The organism is Bilifractor sp. HCP3S3_D3 (assembly GCF_052063915.1).
Lineage (GTDB): Bacteria > Bacillota > Clostridia > Lachnospirales > Lachnospiraceae > Bilifractor.
The window spans coordinates 26,916-43,258 of record NZ_JBQHWP010000016.1 but is presented as its reverse complement, the minus strand read 5'-3'; the positions used below and the strand labels follow the sequence as shown (position 1 = coordinate 43,258).

General features: G+C 53.2%; 11 protein-coding genes. 10 read left to right on the top strand and 1 reads right to left on the bottom strand.

Going from position 1 to position 16,343, the window contains the following annotated elements; translation table 11 throughout:
* Nucleotides 1–11 precede the first annotated feature (11 nt).
* The 4 genes from ACTNDI_RS10370 to ACTNDI_RS10355 all read left to right on the top strand — a co-directional run bounded on the left by ACTNDI_RS10370 (nt 12) and on the right by ACTNDI_RS10355 (nt 4,603).
* Nucleotides 12–1,019: an alpha/beta hydrolase gene (locus ACTNDI_RS10370; protein WP_441100914.1), complete on the top strand. Its 1,008-nt coding sequence runs from the start codon at nt 12–14 to the stop codon at nt 1,017–1,019.
* A complete protein-coding gene (locus tag ACTNDI_RS10365; protein ID WP_441100913.1) occupies nt 1,016–1,939 on the top strand; it encodes an AAA family ATPase in 924 nt (307 codons plus the stop codon). Before ACTNDI_RS10370 ends, ACTNDI_RS10365 begins: the two co-directional genes overlap by 4 nt.
* The gene (locus ACTNDI_RS10360; protein ID WP_441100912.1) at nt 1,936–3,717 is read left to right on the top strand and encodes a cobaltochelatase CobT-related protein; all 1,782 of its coding nucleotides are present in this window, start codon (nt 1,936–1,938) and stop codon (nt 3,715–3,717) included. Before ACTNDI_RS10365 ends, ACTNDI_RS10360 begins: the two co-directional genes overlap by 4 nt.
* A 91-nt stretch (nt 3,718–3,808) precedes the next feature.
* Nucleotides 3,809–4,603: a lysozyme family protein gene (locus tag ACTNDI_RS10355; RefSeq protein WP_441100911.1), complete on the top strand. Its 795-nt coding sequence runs from the start codon at nt 3,809–3,811 to the stop codon at nt 4,601–4,603.
* A gap of 313 nt (nt 4,604–4,916) precedes the next feature.
* Here ACTNDI_RS10355 and ACTNDI_RS10350 read toward each other — a convergent pair whose 3' ends face one another.
* Nucleotides 4,917–5,159 (bottom strand): polya polymerase, encoded by a 243-nt coding sequence (locus ACTNDI_RS10350; RefSeq protein ID WP_441100910.1) that lies wholly within the window; start codon nt 5,157–5,159, stop codon nt 4,917–4,919.
* Nucleotides 5,160–5,588: 429 nt separating this feature from the next.
* Between ACTNDI_RS10350 and ACTNDI_RS10345 the strand changes: the two genes are divergently transcribed.
* The 6 genes from ACTNDI_RS10345 (at nt 5,589) to feoB (ending at nt 16,336) form a co-directional block, all read left to right on the top strand.
* Entirely contained in the window at nt 5,589–6,488 is a 900-nt protein-coding gene (locus ACTNDI_RS10345) for a YitT family protein (RefSeq protein ID WP_441100909.1), read from the top strand.
* A gap of 245 nt (nt 6,489–6,733) precedes the next feature.
* The gene (locus ACTNDI_RS10340; protein WP_441100908.1) at nt 6,734–8,014 is read left to right on the top strand and encodes a glutamate-5-semialdehyde dehydrogenase; all 1,281 of its coding nucleotides are present in this window, start codon (nt 6,734–6,736) and stop codon (nt 8,012–8,014) included.
* 376 nt (nt 8,015–8,390) lie between these two features.
* Nucleotides 8,391–9,431, top strand: coding sequence for a helix-turn-helix transcriptional regulator (locus ACTNDI_RS10335; protein WP_441100907.1), 1,041 nt, complete (start codon nt 8,391–8,393; stop codon nt 9,429–9,431).
* Nucleotides 9,428–10,579 carry an exonuclease SbcCD subunit D gene (locus ACTNDI_RS10330; RefSeq protein ID WP_441100906.1) on the top strand — a complete coding sequence of 384 codons (1,152 nt, stop codon included), beginning with the start codon at nt 9,428–9,430 and terminating at the stop codon, nt 10,577–10,579. The genes ACTNDI_RS10335 and ACTNDI_RS10330 overlap by 4 nt, the downstream gene beginning before the upstream one ends.
* The gene (locus ACTNDI_RS10325) at nt 10,576–13,773 is read left to right on the top strand and encodes an AAA family ATPase (RefSeq protein ID WP_441100905.1); all 3,198 of its coding nucleotides are present in this window, start codon (nt 10,576–10,578) and stop codon (nt 13,771–13,773) included. Before ACTNDI_RS10330 ends, ACTNDI_RS10325 begins: the two co-directional genes overlap by 4 nt.
* Nucleotides 13,774–13,927: 154 nt before the next feature.
* Entirely contained in the window at nt 13,928–16,336 is a 2,409-nt protein-coding gene (gene feoB, locus ACTNDI_RS10320; protein ID WP_441100904.1) for a ferrous iron transport protein B, read from the top strand.
* Nucleotides 16,337–16,343: the final 7 nt, after the last annotated feature.

The following is a 16,343-nucleotide window of genomic DNA, read 5'->3' as shown; positions in this document are numbered from 1 at the left end:
ATGGAGATCATATGTTTCGTATCATTGCAGGAATTCTTGTAGCTTTTATTCTCAGTATAGCGGTTCTTATATATTTTGGGCTTTACGCGGTATTTCGCGCCGTGCTCTACAATACGAATGAACGGAAGTCCGGTCATGTTCCGCTCCCGACCGGGGAGGGATATGATCAGCATCAGGAGAGCATGCAGGAGCTGGTGGACCTGATGAAGGAGATTCCGTATGAAGAGGTAAGCGTTCGGAGCTTCGACAACCTGACACTGTATGGCAGGTATTATGAGGTGAAAAAGGGAGCACCGCTTCAGATTCAGTTCCACGGATACCGGGGAGAGGCGATCCGCGATATGGCAGGCGGAAACCGTGTCGCCAGGGAACATGGGCAAAACACTCTGGTTGTGGATCAGAGGGCGCACGGGAAAAGCGGCGGGAATGTTACAACCTTCGGGGTGAAGGAACGGCAGGACTGTCTGACGTGGGCCAGATACGCTGCGAAGAGGTTCGGCCTGCAGACACCGGTCATTCTGTCCGGGGTGTCAATGGGCGCCGCAACGGTTCTGATGGCGGCGGATCTGAAGCTTCCGGATAACGTTGTCGGGATTATCGCGGACTGCGGGTATACCTCACCGGAGGCAATTGTCCGGGATGTTGGAAGGGCAAGGAGGTATCCGGAGGGAGCGGTCTGGTGGCTGGTGAAGACCGGGGCAAAGCTTTTCGGCCATGTGGATCTCGCGAGCTGCGGTGCCATAAGCTCAATCCGGAAATCGAGGGTTCCGGTACTTTTGATTCACGGCGACGCGGACCGGTATGTGCCGGTGCGGATGAGCCGGGAGCTGTATAAGGCGGCAGAGGAAGCGGGAGTTCCCGTCCGACTGGAGATATTCCGGGGCGGCGCCCACGGAATCAGCTATCTGACGAATGTCCAAAGATATACAGATCTCGAGATGGAGTTTACATCAGGGCTGATGAAACGGTATATCCGGGAGTATTCCGGAGAGAAAGAACCGGAGAGAGGAAAGATATGACACTGGAACAGAAAAGGATTCTGGAGGAGCAGGATGTGAGCCCGGAGCTGATCCGCGGCGTGGAGAGATTCCGGGAGACTTATACCGTAGATGACGCTGTCCGCAGCCGTGTGGTAAAACCTGCACTTCCGTTCTACGGGAAAGAGGTGCTGGAAATGGCGATCGCCGCTCTTCTGGAGGGACAGAATCTGTTGCTCACGGGCGCAAAGGCAACGGGCAAGAATGTTCTGGCGGAGAATCTTGCTTTTTTATTCGGAAGACCGGTGTACAATGTGTCCTTTCATGTGAATACGAGCAGCGCAGAGCTGATCGGTACCGATACCTTCCGGAATAATCAGGTGGAGCTTCGGGAGGGGAGTATCAGCCTCTGTGCCCGGTATGGAGGTTTCGGCATTCTCGATGAGATCAATATGGCAAAAAATGACGCGGTTTCTGTCCTGCATTCGACGCTCGATTACCGGCGGAGCATCGATATCCCCGGTTACGAGAAGATTGACCTTCATCCTGCGGCAAGGTTTATCGGAACGATGAACTACGGGTACGCCGGAACAAAGGAGCTGAACGAGGCGCTGGTATCCCGGTTCCTTGTCATCGACATGCCACCGCAGACAGAGAATTCGCTGGAATATATTCTCAGCCGCATCTTTCCGGATATGACGGAGAGGGCAAGAGAGCAGCTGTCGGGGCTGTTTCTCGATCTGCAGACAAAAGCAGAGCACGGAGAAATTTCAGCCAGGAGTCTGGATCTGCGCGGAATTGTTGCGGCGGCACAGACAGTCCGCCAGGGCATCCCGCCTTTTCTCGCGTTGCAGATGGGGGTTGTCAATAAATGCTTTGATACCTTTGAAAAGGAAATCGTTCGCGATGTTCTGAGTACACGGATTCCTGCGGAATGGACGAGGAAGGATGTTTTTGCTTGAAGACTGGCGTGGATGTATGGGAATCCTATCCCTACGAGCTGGAAAACAGAATACGGAACCTGATCTGGACGGTCAGCGGGGATTATAGTCTTGAGGTGAAGCCGGATCTTGCGGAGTTTTCCCGATCGCCGGAGATCGCCATCTATAACGGGATCAAGCAGGGGGCTCTGGCGAAATATTTTGATCAGGATGCCATCGCGATGTATCTTCTGAAGAAGATTTACTGTCATGCGGATCAGAGAGCACTGATGGACACCGCCAGGCTGTGTATTGAGGAAGCGGTCGGATGGAGACTTGACCGGGAGCGCGAGGGAGTACGGTCTCTGCGGAAAAAAGCTCTGGAGAAATGGCTGTACCAGGACTTCGGAAGAATGTCCGCGTATCCGCTGGGACGGCTGATGGCGGCGAGCTGGAGAGAAAAGCTGGATGGCAGCTATCACGGCCCGGAGCAGATCATGCGTCAGCTGGACCGGATTCATGGTCTCCGTCAGGCGGAAACCTCGGAAGAAATCATCGCGATGATCGACAGTTTGTACAACGATGTGGTAGATCCTTCTTTTTCAATGACGCTGACGGAGGTGCTTCAGGTAACACCGGAAGAACTTACCGAGTTTTCCTGGAGCGATTATCTGAAGGAGGAGCTGGAGGATGATTCCATCCGCTATGTTATCGAGAGAGTTACCGCGGAGATGCTGAGTTCGGATGAGCCCTCCCGGGAGGGTAAAACGGATGAGCCGGCTCCGGCGGAAGGCGGAGACAAGATCCGGAAGCTTCTCCTGATCGATGACAGCGTTCTGGAAAAATCGAGAGAGTATGTGCAGCGGAATTTCGGGAAATCCTATCTTTCGCTTTCAGAGGAGAAAAGGATCACAAGCCGCATGTGCAGGGGAATACATTCCGACTGCGGGCTTTTTTTCACTGACGGGATCCTGAAGAATCCCGTGGTCCGGAACAATCAGTATGTGCTCGCGAAGGGAAATAAAGAGAAAACACTGGAATACTTCCGGACGAATTACCGGACAATCCGACATAATATTCAGATTCTCACGGATATGCTGAAGCGCGCATTCGCGCTTCGAAACGAGGAGGACAGCATCCTGTCCGATTCCGGTCAGATCGATCCGCGGCAGCTGTGGAAGGCAGGGAGATCGGAGGACGCGAGGCTGTTTCGGAGAGTTCTGCGAAGGGACAGCATGGATTTTGTGGTTGATTTTCTGATCGACGCGAGCGGGTCACAGAGAAAGCGGCAGAGAGAAGTGGCAATGCAGGCGTATATTATCTGCGAGGCAATGTCGAATCTTGGAATTCCCATGCGGGTGATGAGCTTCTGTACGTTCTGGGATTACACGGTGCTTCGCAGATTCCGGGAGTATGGGGATGACCGGAGCGCAAATGAAAACATTTTTGAGTTTACCACAAGCTCCAACAACCGGGACGGCCTGGCGATACGGACTGTGGGGCAGGGGCTCCTGGAGAGAGAGGAGAGCAACAAGGTCCTGATTGTGTTGAGTGACGGGAAACCGTATGATGTAATGATCAACCGGCCGAACGCGAGAAATCCGGAGCCTTACGCGGGTCACAGGGCAGCCCTTGACGCGGGCACCGAGGTCCGCCGGCTGAGACAGAACAATGTGGCGGTGCTTGGTGTTTTTGTAGGAGAGGAGAGCGAGCTTGCCGCAGAGCGGAAAATCTTTGGGAAGGATTTTGCGTATATCCGGTCAATCGACCATTTTTCGAACACCGTGGGGAGATATCTGCTCAGGCAGATTGAAAATTAGTCTCCTGTATAAGCTGTGCGCGCTCCGCACCTTCGTGCTCCCGCGTCGTTACAGATAAGAAACCGGGAATTAAAACCCGGGGAGAGATGTTATGAGTGAGAAATCCGGATACAGAAAAACGAATACCAGACGCAGACGGCGCAGCAGAAAGAAACGTTTCTGGAGAAAGTTTATTCGTTTCTGGAGAATGTTCGGGCGGGCTGTCGTCTATCTCTATCATGCAGGCGGCAGGGTCGTGATCCCTGTGGCAGCCCTGATTGTGGTGTTTATCGCTGTGGGGACAATGGAACAGAACGAACAGATGGCTAATGTGCGGAAAGTAACGAAAAAGGATACCACAATTACGATCCGCAAGGATCTGGTGAGCGACCAGGTGGAGAATTATTCGGATGTAATCCGGAAATATGCAGACGAATACTCTATTGGCGAGTATACCGGGCTGATCAAGGCAATCATGATGCAGGAATCAAGGGGTGACGGAACAGATCCCATGCAGGCGTCCGCTTCCTTTTATAATGAGCGCTATGCCGGACAGACAATTACAGATCCGGATTATTCAATCCGGGCCGGTGTCCGGGAACTTGCGGCGGCTCTTGATGCTGCCGATGTCCGTGGACCGGACGACATTAAGGGGATTTCGCTGGCTGTGCAGGGATACAACTTCGGTACCGGTTACATTGAATGGGCCAGGAAGAATTACGGCGGCTACTCTGAGGAGAATGCTTCCACATTCTCAAATATGAAGGCATATGAAAATGGATGGAGCTCCTACGGTGATCCGGATTATGTGGAACATGTACTGCGCTATTATTCTTATTCCTATTCGCTCTCCGGCGGCAGTTCCGTGAAGGACGGAGACACTGCCGGGACATCTGCGCTGTCCTGAATAATACTCAGAGGGATATTCGATATTCAGAGAGATATTCGAAAGTCAGAGGGGTATTCGGAATTCGGAAGAGTATTCGATATTCAGAGCGGTATTCGAAAGTCAGAGGGGTTTTTGGGGTGTGAAACGGCGAGGCTAATGCCGCGACAGACTAACGAAGCCGGCGCGTGCGGCAGTGGTGGGAGCTGATAAGCAGCAGAGCGGATGGCTTTATCCACTATGTGGGCACACGCAGAAAAACGGCAGGATCGCCTTTTCGGAGATCCTGCCGTTTTTGGACAGATAGCCGCATAGGGCTTCCTGCACGCGTTTCTTACGCATTTCCGTCGATCATGAAGTTCATGAGCTTGCGGATATCTTCCGGATCAGAAGCGATGATCTCGAGCTCCGGAATAGCAGCCTCATTGGAAAAAATGTTTGCCAGGGATACATACTGGCTGAGCTTTGATTTCAGGTTCAGCGTGTCACCCTCGGCAGTAACCAGTTCCACTCTTCCCTTGCAGCTGTCTACGATTTCAAAAAATTTCTCAACATTCGTGATGTTATTGATTTTCATCTCTTATCCTCTCTTTGCCGTGCGGATTATAACGGCAGTCTATAGACCTTTTGCTCTGCTTTACGAATATATATGACGAATATATGAATGTCTTGTCAAAATCATCCCGATATCAGTCATTTTTTGCTGCTGCACACGGATTTACGGCTTGTCTGAAAGGCGGGGAAAGTACAGTTTGATGGCACGGTCCGTCCGCAGACTTCTGAAAGCAGGTACTGTCCGGATAAAGGCAGGATATTATTCCCCGTACCGGATAATCGTTAACAGAAACAGCCGGGGCGGGCGGCAGGTGTATGCGCAGGTTTTGGTATGGAAGTTTATGGTGGTTTATGGTAGACTGTTTTCAAATTTGCAATGCTGTAACGGCCGGGGCAGGCAGGGATTTCGAGACGCGGGACGGAACTGATTAATGAGAGGAGAGATGCCGGAATGTACAGGATTCATCTATCACAGAGCGGGAAGGGATATGAGGCTCAGCGGATTATGGTGCTTCTTCTTGGTACATTTATTTACGCGGTGGGCATCAATTTTTTCATTGTACCTGCGGGTCTTTATACCGGCGGAGTTCTGGGACTGTGTCAGCTGCTGCGTTCCTTTCTGACATCGGTTGTCGGACTCAGATTCGGGAGCGTCGACGTCGCGGGTATCCTCTATTATCTGGTCAATATTCCGTTCCTGGTCCTGGCGCACAAGCTGATGGGAAAGCTCTATTTTGCGAAGACCATTCTCGGTATTACAGCGGAATCTGTGTTCCTTGTGCTGCTTCCGGTTCCCAGGCAGGCGCTGGTGGACAACCGTCTGGCTGCCGCCCTGATCGGAGGTGTAATCTGCGGCGCGATGATGGGACTGATGCTGAGGATGGGAGCCTGCGACGGAGGAATGGATCTGATCGGTGTGCTGATTGTGCACCAGAGGAACGGGGCCAGCGTGGGACATGCCAACCTGTACGTCAATATTGTTGTCTTTGCCATTATGGCCTTCAATTATCCGATTGACATTCTGATCTATTCGCTTTTTTCCGCGTTTATCACATCGTATGCGCTTGACCGGTTCTATTCGCAGAACATCAAGGAGGAATTTCACATCATCACACAGCAGGATGTAGAGGCCCTGGAAAAAAGCATTATCCGGGAGCTTCGCAGATCGGTGACGAGATGGGAAGGAAAAGGCGGATTCAGCGGAAATGATGTAAATATTCTCTATGTAATTGTAGACAAGTACGAGGCACCGAGACTGAGACGGCTGGTCCGTGAATTTGATCCGGATGCCTTCGTCGTTGAAAATTCCGGTGTCAATATCTCGGGTAATTTCGAGAAGCATCTGGAGTGAGAGACTGTTGTAAAGATCCGGACGGGAAAGCAGTGCCTTGCAGTACCGCCGGCTTGTCGGTCTTGTCAGCCGCGCGGGGACGGTCATTCCGGCGTTTGAAAATGATGTATGATTGGATGGCTGCACGTATGAACCGGAAACCTGCGGGAGCGGTCCGTGTTCAAAGGTCCGCGGGACGGCGGGAAGGCTGGCGCTGCGGATTCGCCTGCGGGAGCGGTCAGTTTGACAGAAAAGAGGTCAGAGAAATGGAGATCAGAGAAGAAGTTCGCAAAATGAAGCGGGTCGCGCCGCAAGTCGCTTCGTCTACCCTGGAACAGAGAAATCATGTTCTGAAATTGATCGGGGAGAGTCTGGAACGTCATAAGGAAGAGATTTTCGCGGCGAACCGGAAGGATCTTGAGAGAGCCGATGCGGAACAGGTCGCGCCGGCGATTCGGAAGAGACTGAAATTCAGTGAAGAAAAGCTTGCGGATGTGGAAAAGGGAATCCGGCTCCTGATAAGCCTTCCGGATCCGATCCATCGGGAAACGCTGGTACGGGAACTGGATGAGGGACTGCTGCTGAAGCGGGTCACCTGTCCGATTGGTGTCATCGGTGTTATCTTCGAAGCCCGTCCCGACGCGCTGGTTCAGATTTCATCGCTCTGTATCAAGAGCGGAAACTGTGCGGTCCTGAAGGGCGGACGTGAGACCGCGGAGACTAACCGTGTCCTCTTCCGGGTGATTCACGAAGCCGCGGTCGCCGGAGGACTCCCGGAATACTGCATGATACAGGCGGAACAGCATAATGAGATCGATGAGCTTCTGGATTGTGATGACTGCGTGGATCTTCTGATTCCGAGAGGATCAAACCGCTTCGTACGTTATATCATGGACCACACAAAGATTCCGGTTATGGGACACGCCGACGGTATCTGTCATATCTATGTGGACAAGGACGCGGATTTTGAGAAGGCAATTCCGATTATCATCGATGCGAAGACGCAGTACACTGCCGCCTGCAATGCGGTGGAGACGCTGCTTGTGAACCGGTCGGTTGCGCCGGCATTTCTTCCGAAGCTTGCGGAGGCACTGCGGAAGGAGGGCGTGGAGATCCGCGGGACCAAAGAGGTCACCTCGATGATCGGGGGCGAGACCATCGGCGAGGATCAGTTCCGGGAGTACCTGGATCTCATAGTTTCCGTGAAACTGGTGAATAATCTGGACGAAGCTGTCGATCACATCAACCGCTTCGGATCTCATCACACCGACTGCATCATTACGGAGAATGATGAGACTGCCGAGCGATTCATGGAACTGGTGGACTCTGCCGGCGTATACCAGAACTGCTCTACGAGATTCGCGGACGGGTTCCGCTATGGGTTCGGGGCGGAGGTCGGGATCAGCACCGGAAAAATTCACGCGAGAGGGCCGGTTGGACTCGATGGGCTGGTGACCTACAAATACAAGCTGTACGGTCACGGCCAGATCGTCGGGGACTATGCGTCCGGTAAGAAGGAGTTCCATTTTCGGGATATTGTATCATGATGCCGGTTTCAGACCGGACAGGCATATCAGAGGATGTGCATGATATCTGGTACAGAATCCGGTACGGATGGAAAAATATAAATGATCAGATGATATGGCAGGAGGCTGTTTCCCTGAAGGAGACAGCCTCCTGCCTTCTGCAATCCGGATATTCATATTGAGGCTCCTGCGGGGGGCGCTTGATGCGTGAAGCTCCTTTCTTTGGAGACGGCAGGAACAGCGGGTCAGGAAGGGGTCCTGTATGCTTCTTGCGTGCGCCGCCTCTGCCTGTGTATTCGAAGAATATACTAGTTACATTGTACAAAAATATGCAGACAGAAGGGAAAGTGGGATGATATAATTTAGAAGAATACATGTTCGATCTTATGGAGGTACTATGGCTGTACAGAGACAGAAGCTCAGAATGCTCTATATTTATTCGATTCTGCGGGAGATGACAGATGAGGACCACATCCTGTCCGCTTCGGAGCTGGGGAATATTCTGAAGGGGCGCTACAATATAGAGACCGACAGGAGGAGTATATACAGTGATATTGATACGCTGAGAGAATGGGGTGCGGACATTGTCATACGGAAGGGCAGAGACCACGGGTATTTTATTGGTGAGCGTGAATTTGAGATTCCGGAACTGCGGATGCTGGTGGACGCGGTTCAGGTGTCGAAGTCGATCACCGAGAAGAAATCCGGGGAGCTGATTGAGAAGCTGATCGGCTTCGTCGGAGAGCCTCAGCGAAAGCTGCTTGAGAAACAGATTATTCTGTACAACCGTCCGAAAGCAAAGAATGAGACAGTTTTCTACGTGACGGATGCCATTCACAGTGCGATCTATGAAAACCGGCAGATTACCTTTCAGTACGTGGAATGGACGGTGCGGAAGGAATATCGCTTCAGAAGAAACGGCGCCCGCTACCGCGTCAGCCCGTGGGCATTGATCTGGGATGATGAGAACTATTATCTGATCGCGTATGAAAAGGAAAGTGACATGATGCGTCACTATCGGGTGGACAAGATGATGAATCTTGAGATCGAACCTGAGCCGAGAGAGGGGAAGAATCTGGCGAAGGATTTTGATCCTGCAGTCTTTGAGAAGAAGACCTTCGGGATGTTCTCCGGGGAGGATGTCAGGGTGACACTGATCTGCGACAACCGGTTTGCGGGTGTGATCATCGACCGGTTCGGCATCGATTCAATACTGATCCCGGCGGGTGCGGACCGATTCACGGTGATGGTTCCGGTTACAGTAAGCCCTCAGTTTTTCGGGTGGCTGACAGCGCTTGGGAGCGGCATTCAGATTCTGCGTCCCGAGAGGACCAGACGGGCGTATCTGGAGTATTTGGGGCAGGTCGCGGAGCGGTATGATGCCGTGCTGGAAATTTCAGGGGAAAGGACAAGAAAGAAGGAAGGAGCGGAATCTTGAAATTTTTTCATTTATCGGATCTTCATATCGGTCTGAAGCTGATCAATCGGGATCTCGGTGAAGATCAGCGGTTTATTCTCCGGGAGATTGTTGAAAAGGCGGAGGCCGAGAAGCCGGACGCCGTTCTGATCGCCGGAGATATCTATGACAAGTCTGTGCCATCGGCAGAAGCAGTGGAGATTTTTGATGACTTCATCTCCGGGCTCCGGAAGGCGGTTCCGGATGCTGAGATTATGATGATCAGCGGGAACCACGACAGCGCGCCCCGCGTGAATCTGTTCCGGAGGATCCTGAACAGAGAGCGAATCCACATGATCGGAATTCCGCCACAGTCGGAAGAGGATCATGTGGAGCAGGTGACCCTCCGGGATGAATACGGTGCGGTCCATTTTTACCTGCTTCCTTTTGTGCGGCCCTCCATGGTGCGGAATGTTATCGGGGTGAAGGAAGACGGAAGCGGATTCAGCTACGACGAGACGATACACCGGCTGCTGGACAGAGAGGAGATTGACACACGGGAACGGAATGTTCTCGTGAGTCATCAGTTCTACCTTCCGAAGGGAGCGAATGCAACGGATGTTGAGCGCATGGATTCCGAGATCCTGACGATCGGAAATATCGACCGTGTAACGGCGGATGTTCTTCAGAGATTTGATTATGCGGCGCTTGGACATATCCACAAGCCGATGCGGGTCGGCAGTGAGTATGCGCGGTACTGCGGGACGCCGATGGCGTGCTCGGTCAGTGAGGCCGGTCAGCAGAAAGGAATTGTCGAGGTGAATCTGGGGAGGAAGGGAGAGCGGTCTGTCTCCGTTCTTCCGCTTACGCCGCTGAGGCAGATCCGCATTGTGCGGGGAGATCTGGAGGAGGTTCTCCGGCAGGGATGCGAGGACTACGCGGTTGTGACGCTCACGGATATACAGGAGGCGGATGCGCTGGATCTGCAGGACCGTATACGAAGCGCATTTCCTAATCTTCTGGAAATCAGGAGAGAGGGACTGCCGGGGGTTGATTATCAGGCGGAATATACAGGAGAGGCTGTCATGGATACCTATGATCTCTGCTGTTCATTCCTGGGCAACCCGGATGAGGGGGAGAGAAGCCTTCTGGAGGATGTCATCAATACAGTGGGGGAGGAACTGCCATGAGACCGATCAGACTCGTCATGCAATCGTTCGGGTCGTACGGACAGAGAACGGAGATAGATTTCACAAAGCCGGACCAGAATCTCTTTCTGATTACCGGGGATACCGGGTCCGGAAAGACCACCATATTCGACGCGATTGTCTTTGCTCTGTACGGAGAGGCAAGCTCAAACCGGAACCGTAAGGACGGTGAGGAACTGCAAAGCCAGTATTCTGATATCCGGACAGAGCCCTATGTGGAGCTGACCTTTTCAGAAAAGGCGGGGACCGTTTCTGAGGAGTACCGGGTGCGCCGGGTTCCCCGTCACCTCCGAGCGCTGAAGCGCGGTAAGGGAAGCCGCATGGAATCGGAATCCGTATCGCTGGAGATGCCGGACGGATCCGTATATCCGCAGAAGGAAACCGACGCGAAGCTTGTCGATATTATCGGCCTTACAAAGACGCAGTTCACGCAGGTCGCCATGATCGCGCAGGGAGAATTCATGGAGGTTCTGCGGGCGGACTCGAATAAGAAAAAAGAAATCTTCCGGAAGCTTTTCCGGACCGAGAAATATCAGGATATCGTCGATGAGCTGGCAAGGAGAAGGAAGGAGAAGCTCTCCGATATCGCAGAGGTCCGGACGGCCTGCCGTCTGGAGGCCGGACACATCGAGGTGCCGGAAGAATACGTGCGCGCCGGAGTGATACAGGCGGAAAAACAGCAGGTGATCGACGGCGACAGACTGAATGTCGCGGAAGCGGAGAGCCTTCTGGAGGAACTTTCTCTTCTGAACGAATATATGAACTCGAGGAAGGAAGAGCTGGAAAAGGATTACAGGGACTCATGTACCTCGAGAGATCTGACGCGGGAAGCCTATGCGAAGGCCGAGGGAATTCTGCAATCATTCCGGCAGATGGAGGATGCGGAGAAGGTGCTGGCCGGATGCCGGGCGCATGAGGAGGAGATCCGCGCGGAAGGTGAGCTGATCCGGTCGATTCAGAATGCCATCGAGGTCAGACAGGTCTTCAGGAGCCTTCAGGAAGCCGCTCAGACGGCGGAAGAAACCGGGAAGGAGCTGAACCGGCTTGAGGCGGCGCTGCCGGATCAAAGAACGGCATATGAGAAGACGATGGATCTGGAGAAGACGGCGGATGATAACCGCCGGCAGGAGGCGGACCGGTTTACAAAGATAAGGGAACGTGTGTCAAAAGCGAGGGATCTTTTTCGTCAGATTACGGAGGCAGGGGAAGCCGTAGCGGATCGGGAGAAGAAGGCAGCCGCATCAAATAAGGCAGCAGTCGCGGCGGAAGAAGAACGGAAGAGACTTGAAACGCAGAAGGAGAAGTGGACCGGGGAGAAATCACGTCTTGCGGATGCGGATGTGCGGTGGAATCTCTTCCGGGAGAATACTCTGACCGGATATAACCGGCTCCTCGAGGAGAAAACCAGGGTATCAGAGGCAGCGGGTGAGTATTCAGAGCAGAAGAAAACAGCGGAAAAAGCCGCGGAGGAATACAGAGATGCCTGGAAGGAGTATCAGAAAAAGAACAGTGAATACAACCAGCGGCAGACAGAGTTCCTGAACGATCAGGCAGGTTTTCTTGCCGCCAGGCTTGTCGAGGGCGAACCCTGTCCCGTCTGCGGGTCAAGAATTCACCCAGATCCTTGCCGGCTGCCGGAACGGCATACGAATCTGACGAAAGAGGATATTGACACTCTCGCGGAGGAGGTCGGGAATAGCAGCCGGATCATGACAGAAAGGGCAGCGGCTGCGAAGGCGGCCGCGGATCTTCTGGAAGAAAAAAGAAAGCAGGCGCGCGCCGGGCTTGAAGAATTCCGTAAGCATCTGATCGAGGTGATCCCGGAGGTGTCACTATCAGAGAAGCCGTCATTTATGGAGATGTCAGAAGCGATGAAGCGGTGGCGGAGGGAACTGGAAACGAAGAAGGAAGAGCTGGAGCGGTCGTATCGGAGACTTACGGAGCTGAATCAGTCTCTGGAAGCCTGGGAGGAGCAGAGCAAAGCCCTCCTTCAGATCAAGGATGAGGCTGTTCGAAGGGCATCCGACGACAGGGCGGCTCTCGCCGCTGCCAAGGCGCAGTACCAGCAGCTGATGGAGCGCAGGGATTTCGAAACGGAGGAAGATGCCGCGCGTGTTCTTCGAGAGGCAGAGGAGAAGAATCAGAAGGCGGAAGAGAGCTATCAGCTGGCAAGAGACGGGGCTCTGAGAGCCAGGGCAGAAAAAGAAAAGACAGAGACACTGATTGCGCGGCTTGAACGATCTCTTCCGCAGCAGAAGAAAACAGCGGAGGAGCGGGAAGTGAGTTACCGGTCGCTGCTCAAGGAGAAGAATCTGACGGAAAAGGAATGGATGAACGTTCTGGAAGAACATACGCGTGAGGAAGCCACCCGTCTTCAGGAGAAGATCGAACGTTTCCAGCGCGAGAAGGCATCTGCACAGGGCGCGCTGGATACTGCCCGCAAGGCGGTCAGCGGTCAGACGAAACCGGATCTGGATGCGCTTGGCAGGAAGAGAGATCAGGAAGAAGAGAGGTATCGCAGGATTCAGGCAGAGAGAGAACGTGTCAGGGAGATCTTCCGGGCGGATTCTGCGGCATACCGGAAGCTTGCGTCCGTTCTGCGGGAGCGAGGAAAAATCGCGGAGGAATTTTCGCGGATTGACAGCCTGTACAATCGCCTTGCGGGGAAGGTGACCGGTGCGAGAATGGATATCGAAACCTTTGTTCAGAGATATTATCTTCGCAGGATTCTGCACGCGGCGAACATCCGGTTCTCGGAAATGTCAGCGGGACAGTACGAGCTGCGGATGGTAGATGATTCGATGGCGGGAGAGGGGAGAAACCGTGGGCTGGACCTCATGGTCTACTCCTTTATCAATGGTCAGGAACGGGAGGTGCGGACACTCTCCGGAGGGGAATCCTTCATAGCAGCTCTTTCACTGGCACTCGGCCTCGCGGATCAGATTCAGGAAAGCTCCGCCTCGATCCATCCGGACATCATGTTCATTGACGAGGGGTTCGGATCGCTGGATGATCATGCCAGGGACCAGGCAGTGCGTGTTCTCAAGGAGATGGACGGCGGAACGAAGCTGATCGGCATCATTTCGCATGTGACAGAGCTGAGGCAGGAGATCGAGGATCAGCTGCAGGTGGTGAAGGATGACAATGGAAGTCATGTGAGGTGGAGAATCAGCTGAGGGTATGGATTCCGTGGCTTATTCAGCGTGCAGTGCGATATACTGCATGGCTGTTTCCTGTATTCGTGGCTTGACTTATATTGGATCTTGTTGTAGGATTTTTACAAAAGTAAGCTTAAGCTAACATTTTTACAGGAGATGAGCAGGAATTCGTATGGCAGCAAAAACTGAAAAGGCAAGCATAGAAAAAGAAAAGAGAAAGACACTGAGAGATCTGGAGATCGGCGAAACCGGGCGGATCACCAGAGTTGGAGGTGAAGGTGCGCTTAGGCAGCACTTTCTGGATATGGGACTGATTCCGGATGCAGAGGTCACGCTGGTGAAGTACGCGCCGATGGGCGATCCGATGGAGGTGAAGATTCACGGGTATGAGCTGACAATCCGGCTTTCGGATGCTGAGCAGATCGATCTGGTACCGGTGAATCGCGCGGTATCCGCGGATGACGAGGCGAAGAGAAGGCGGGAAGAGCAGCGCAGATATGAGCACCCGGGACTCGGAGAGGGAGGGAAGTACCATGTGAAGGCCGGAGAGCATCCGCTCCCGGCTGACAGGACGCTGACCTTTGCGCTTGCCGGAAACCAGAACTGCGGCAAGACGACATTGTTCAATCAGCTGACCGGGGCGAATCAGCACGTGGGGAATTTTCCCGGGGTTACGGTGGACCAGAAGAGCGGGCCGATCCGGAATCATCCGAATACTAGTGTCACAGATCTTCCCGGGATCTATTCCCTTTCGCCCTATACAAGTGAAGAGATCGTTTCCCGGCAGTTTATTCTGAATGAGCATCCCACAGGCATCATCAACATCGTGGACGCGACGAACATCGAGCGGAATCTGTATCTCACGATGCAGCTGATGGAGCTCGATGTTCCGATGGTCCTTGCCTTGAATATGATGGATGAGGTACAGGGAAACGGCGGCTCCATCCATATCAACAAGATGGAGGAGATGCTTGGAATTCCGGTTGTGCCGATCTCTGCCGCGAAGAATGAGGGTATTGAGGAGCTGATCGAGCATGCACTGCATGTGGCAAAATATCAGGAGCGGCCCGGAAGGCAGGACTTCTGCAGTGAGGACGAGGACGGCGGAGCGGTACACAGATGCATCCACGGAATCATGCATCTGATCGAGGACCATGCGGAGGCAGCCGGTATACCGATGCGGTTCGCGGCAACGAAGCTGGTGGAAGGAGATCAGAGAATTGAGAATGCCCTGAAGCTGGAGCAGAATGAAAAGGAGATGATCGAGCACATCATCATTCAGATGGAAAAGGAAAGGGGTCTGGACCGCAAGGCAGCGATTGCCGATATGCGGTTTGATTTCATCCGGCATCTGGTAGATGAGACAGTAGTTAAGCCGAGAGAGAGCAAAGAGCGGCTCAGAAGTCAGAAGATTGACCGGATCCTGACGGGAAAATACACAGCGATACCGGCATTTGTCGGTATAATGGCATTGATTTTCTGGCTTACATTCAATGTGATCGGAGCGTTTCTTCAGGATGCGATGGCAAGGGGAATAGACGCTCTGACTGTAGTGGTTGATCATGCGATGACTGCAGCCCATGTCAACGAGGTAGTGCATTCTCTTGTCATCGACGGTATTTTCACGGGTGTCGGAAGTGTGCTGAGCTTTCTTCCTATTATTGTGACATTATTCTTTTTCCTGTCTCTTCTGGAGGATACGGGATATATGGCACGGATTGCCTTTGTCATGGATAAGCTGCTGCGGAAGCTGGGACTTTCAGGCCGAAGCATTGTTCCGATGTTGATCGGATTCGGCTGTACGGTGCCTGGTGTCATGGCGAGCCGTACGCTTCCGTCAGACCGTGACCGGAAGATGACCATTATGCTCACACCGTTTATGAGCTGTACGGCAAAGCTCCCGATCTACGGATTCTTCACCGCGGCATTTTTCCCGGGCAGAGGCGGGCTGATCATGGTCGGACTGTATTTTCTGGGAGTCCTTACCGGCATTCTTGTCGCACTGCTGTCGAAGGGAACATTGTTCCGGGGAGAACCGGTTCCGTTTGTCATGGAGCTTCCGAATTACCGGATGCCCGGCGCCAAGAGCGTTCTGCAGCTTCTCTGGGAGAAGGCAAAGGATTTCCTGCAGAGAGCTTTTTCCATTATCTTTATTGCGAGCATTGTGATCTGGTTCCTTCAGACCTTTACCCCGCAGTTTCAGGTTGCGGCGGATTCATCCAGGAGTATCCTCGCGATTATTGCCGGAGGAATTGCACCGATTTTTGCGCCGCTCGGATTCGGCGACTGGAGAATATCCACGGCGCTTATTTCCGGTTTCCTCGCAAAGGAGAGCGTGGTTTCGACGCTGAATGTGCTGTTTGGCAGTACGGCAGCTCTGCTTAAGACGCTTACACCGCTGGCGGCTGCGTCGCTTCTGGTGTTCTGCCTTTTGTATACACCTTGTGTTGCCGCCATCACATCGGTTCGCAGGGAACTCGGAGGAAAATGGGCGGTTGGAATGGTGATTTTCCAGTGCGTCATTGCCTGGCTGATGGCGCTCCTGATTCACGGAATCGGTGTGCTGGCCGGGATTGGCTGAGTTTAAC

What these genes read in the sequence shown, in the direction of transcription:
- ACTNDI_RS10345 (WP_441100909.1), top strand. Translation starts at nt 5,589, where the DNA reads ATGTACAGGATTCATCTATCACAGAGCGGGAAGGGATATGAGGCTCAG.
- feoB (WP_441100904.1), top strand. Translation starts at nt 13,928, where the DNA reads ATGGCAGCAAAAACTGAAAAGGCAAGCATAGAAAAAGAAAAGAGAAAG.
- ACTNDI_RS10370 (WP_441100914.1), top strand. Translation starts at nt 12, where the DNA reads ATGTTTCGTATCATTGCAGGAATTCTTGTAGCTTTTATTCTCAGTATA.
- ACTNDI_RS10355 (WP_441100911.1), top strand. Translation starts at nt 3,809, where the DNA reads ATGAGTGAGAAATCCGGATACAGAAAAACGAATACCAGACGCAGACGG.
- ACTNDI_RS10365 (WP_441100913.1), top strand. Translation starts at nt 1,016, where the DNA reads ATGACACTGGAACAGAAAAGGATTCTGGAGGAGCAGGATGTGAGCCCG.
- ACTNDI_RS10335 (WP_441100907.1), top strand. Translation starts at nt 8,391, where the DNA reads ATGGCTGTACAGAGACAGAAGCTCAGAATGCTCTATATTTATTCGATT.
- ACTNDI_RS10350 (WP_441100910.1), bottom strand. Translation starts at nt 5,159, where the DNA reads ATGAAAATCAATAACATCACGAATGTTGAGAAATTTTTTGAAATCGTA.
- ACTNDI_RS10340 (WP_441100908.1), top strand. Translation starts at nt 6,734, where the DNA reads ATGGAGATCAGAGAAGAAGTTCGCAAAATGAAGCGGGTCGCGCCGCAA.
- ACTNDI_RS10325 (WP_441100905.1), top strand. Translation starts at nt 10,576, where the DNA reads ATGAGACCGATCAGACTCGTCATGCAATCGTTCGGGTCGTACGGACAG.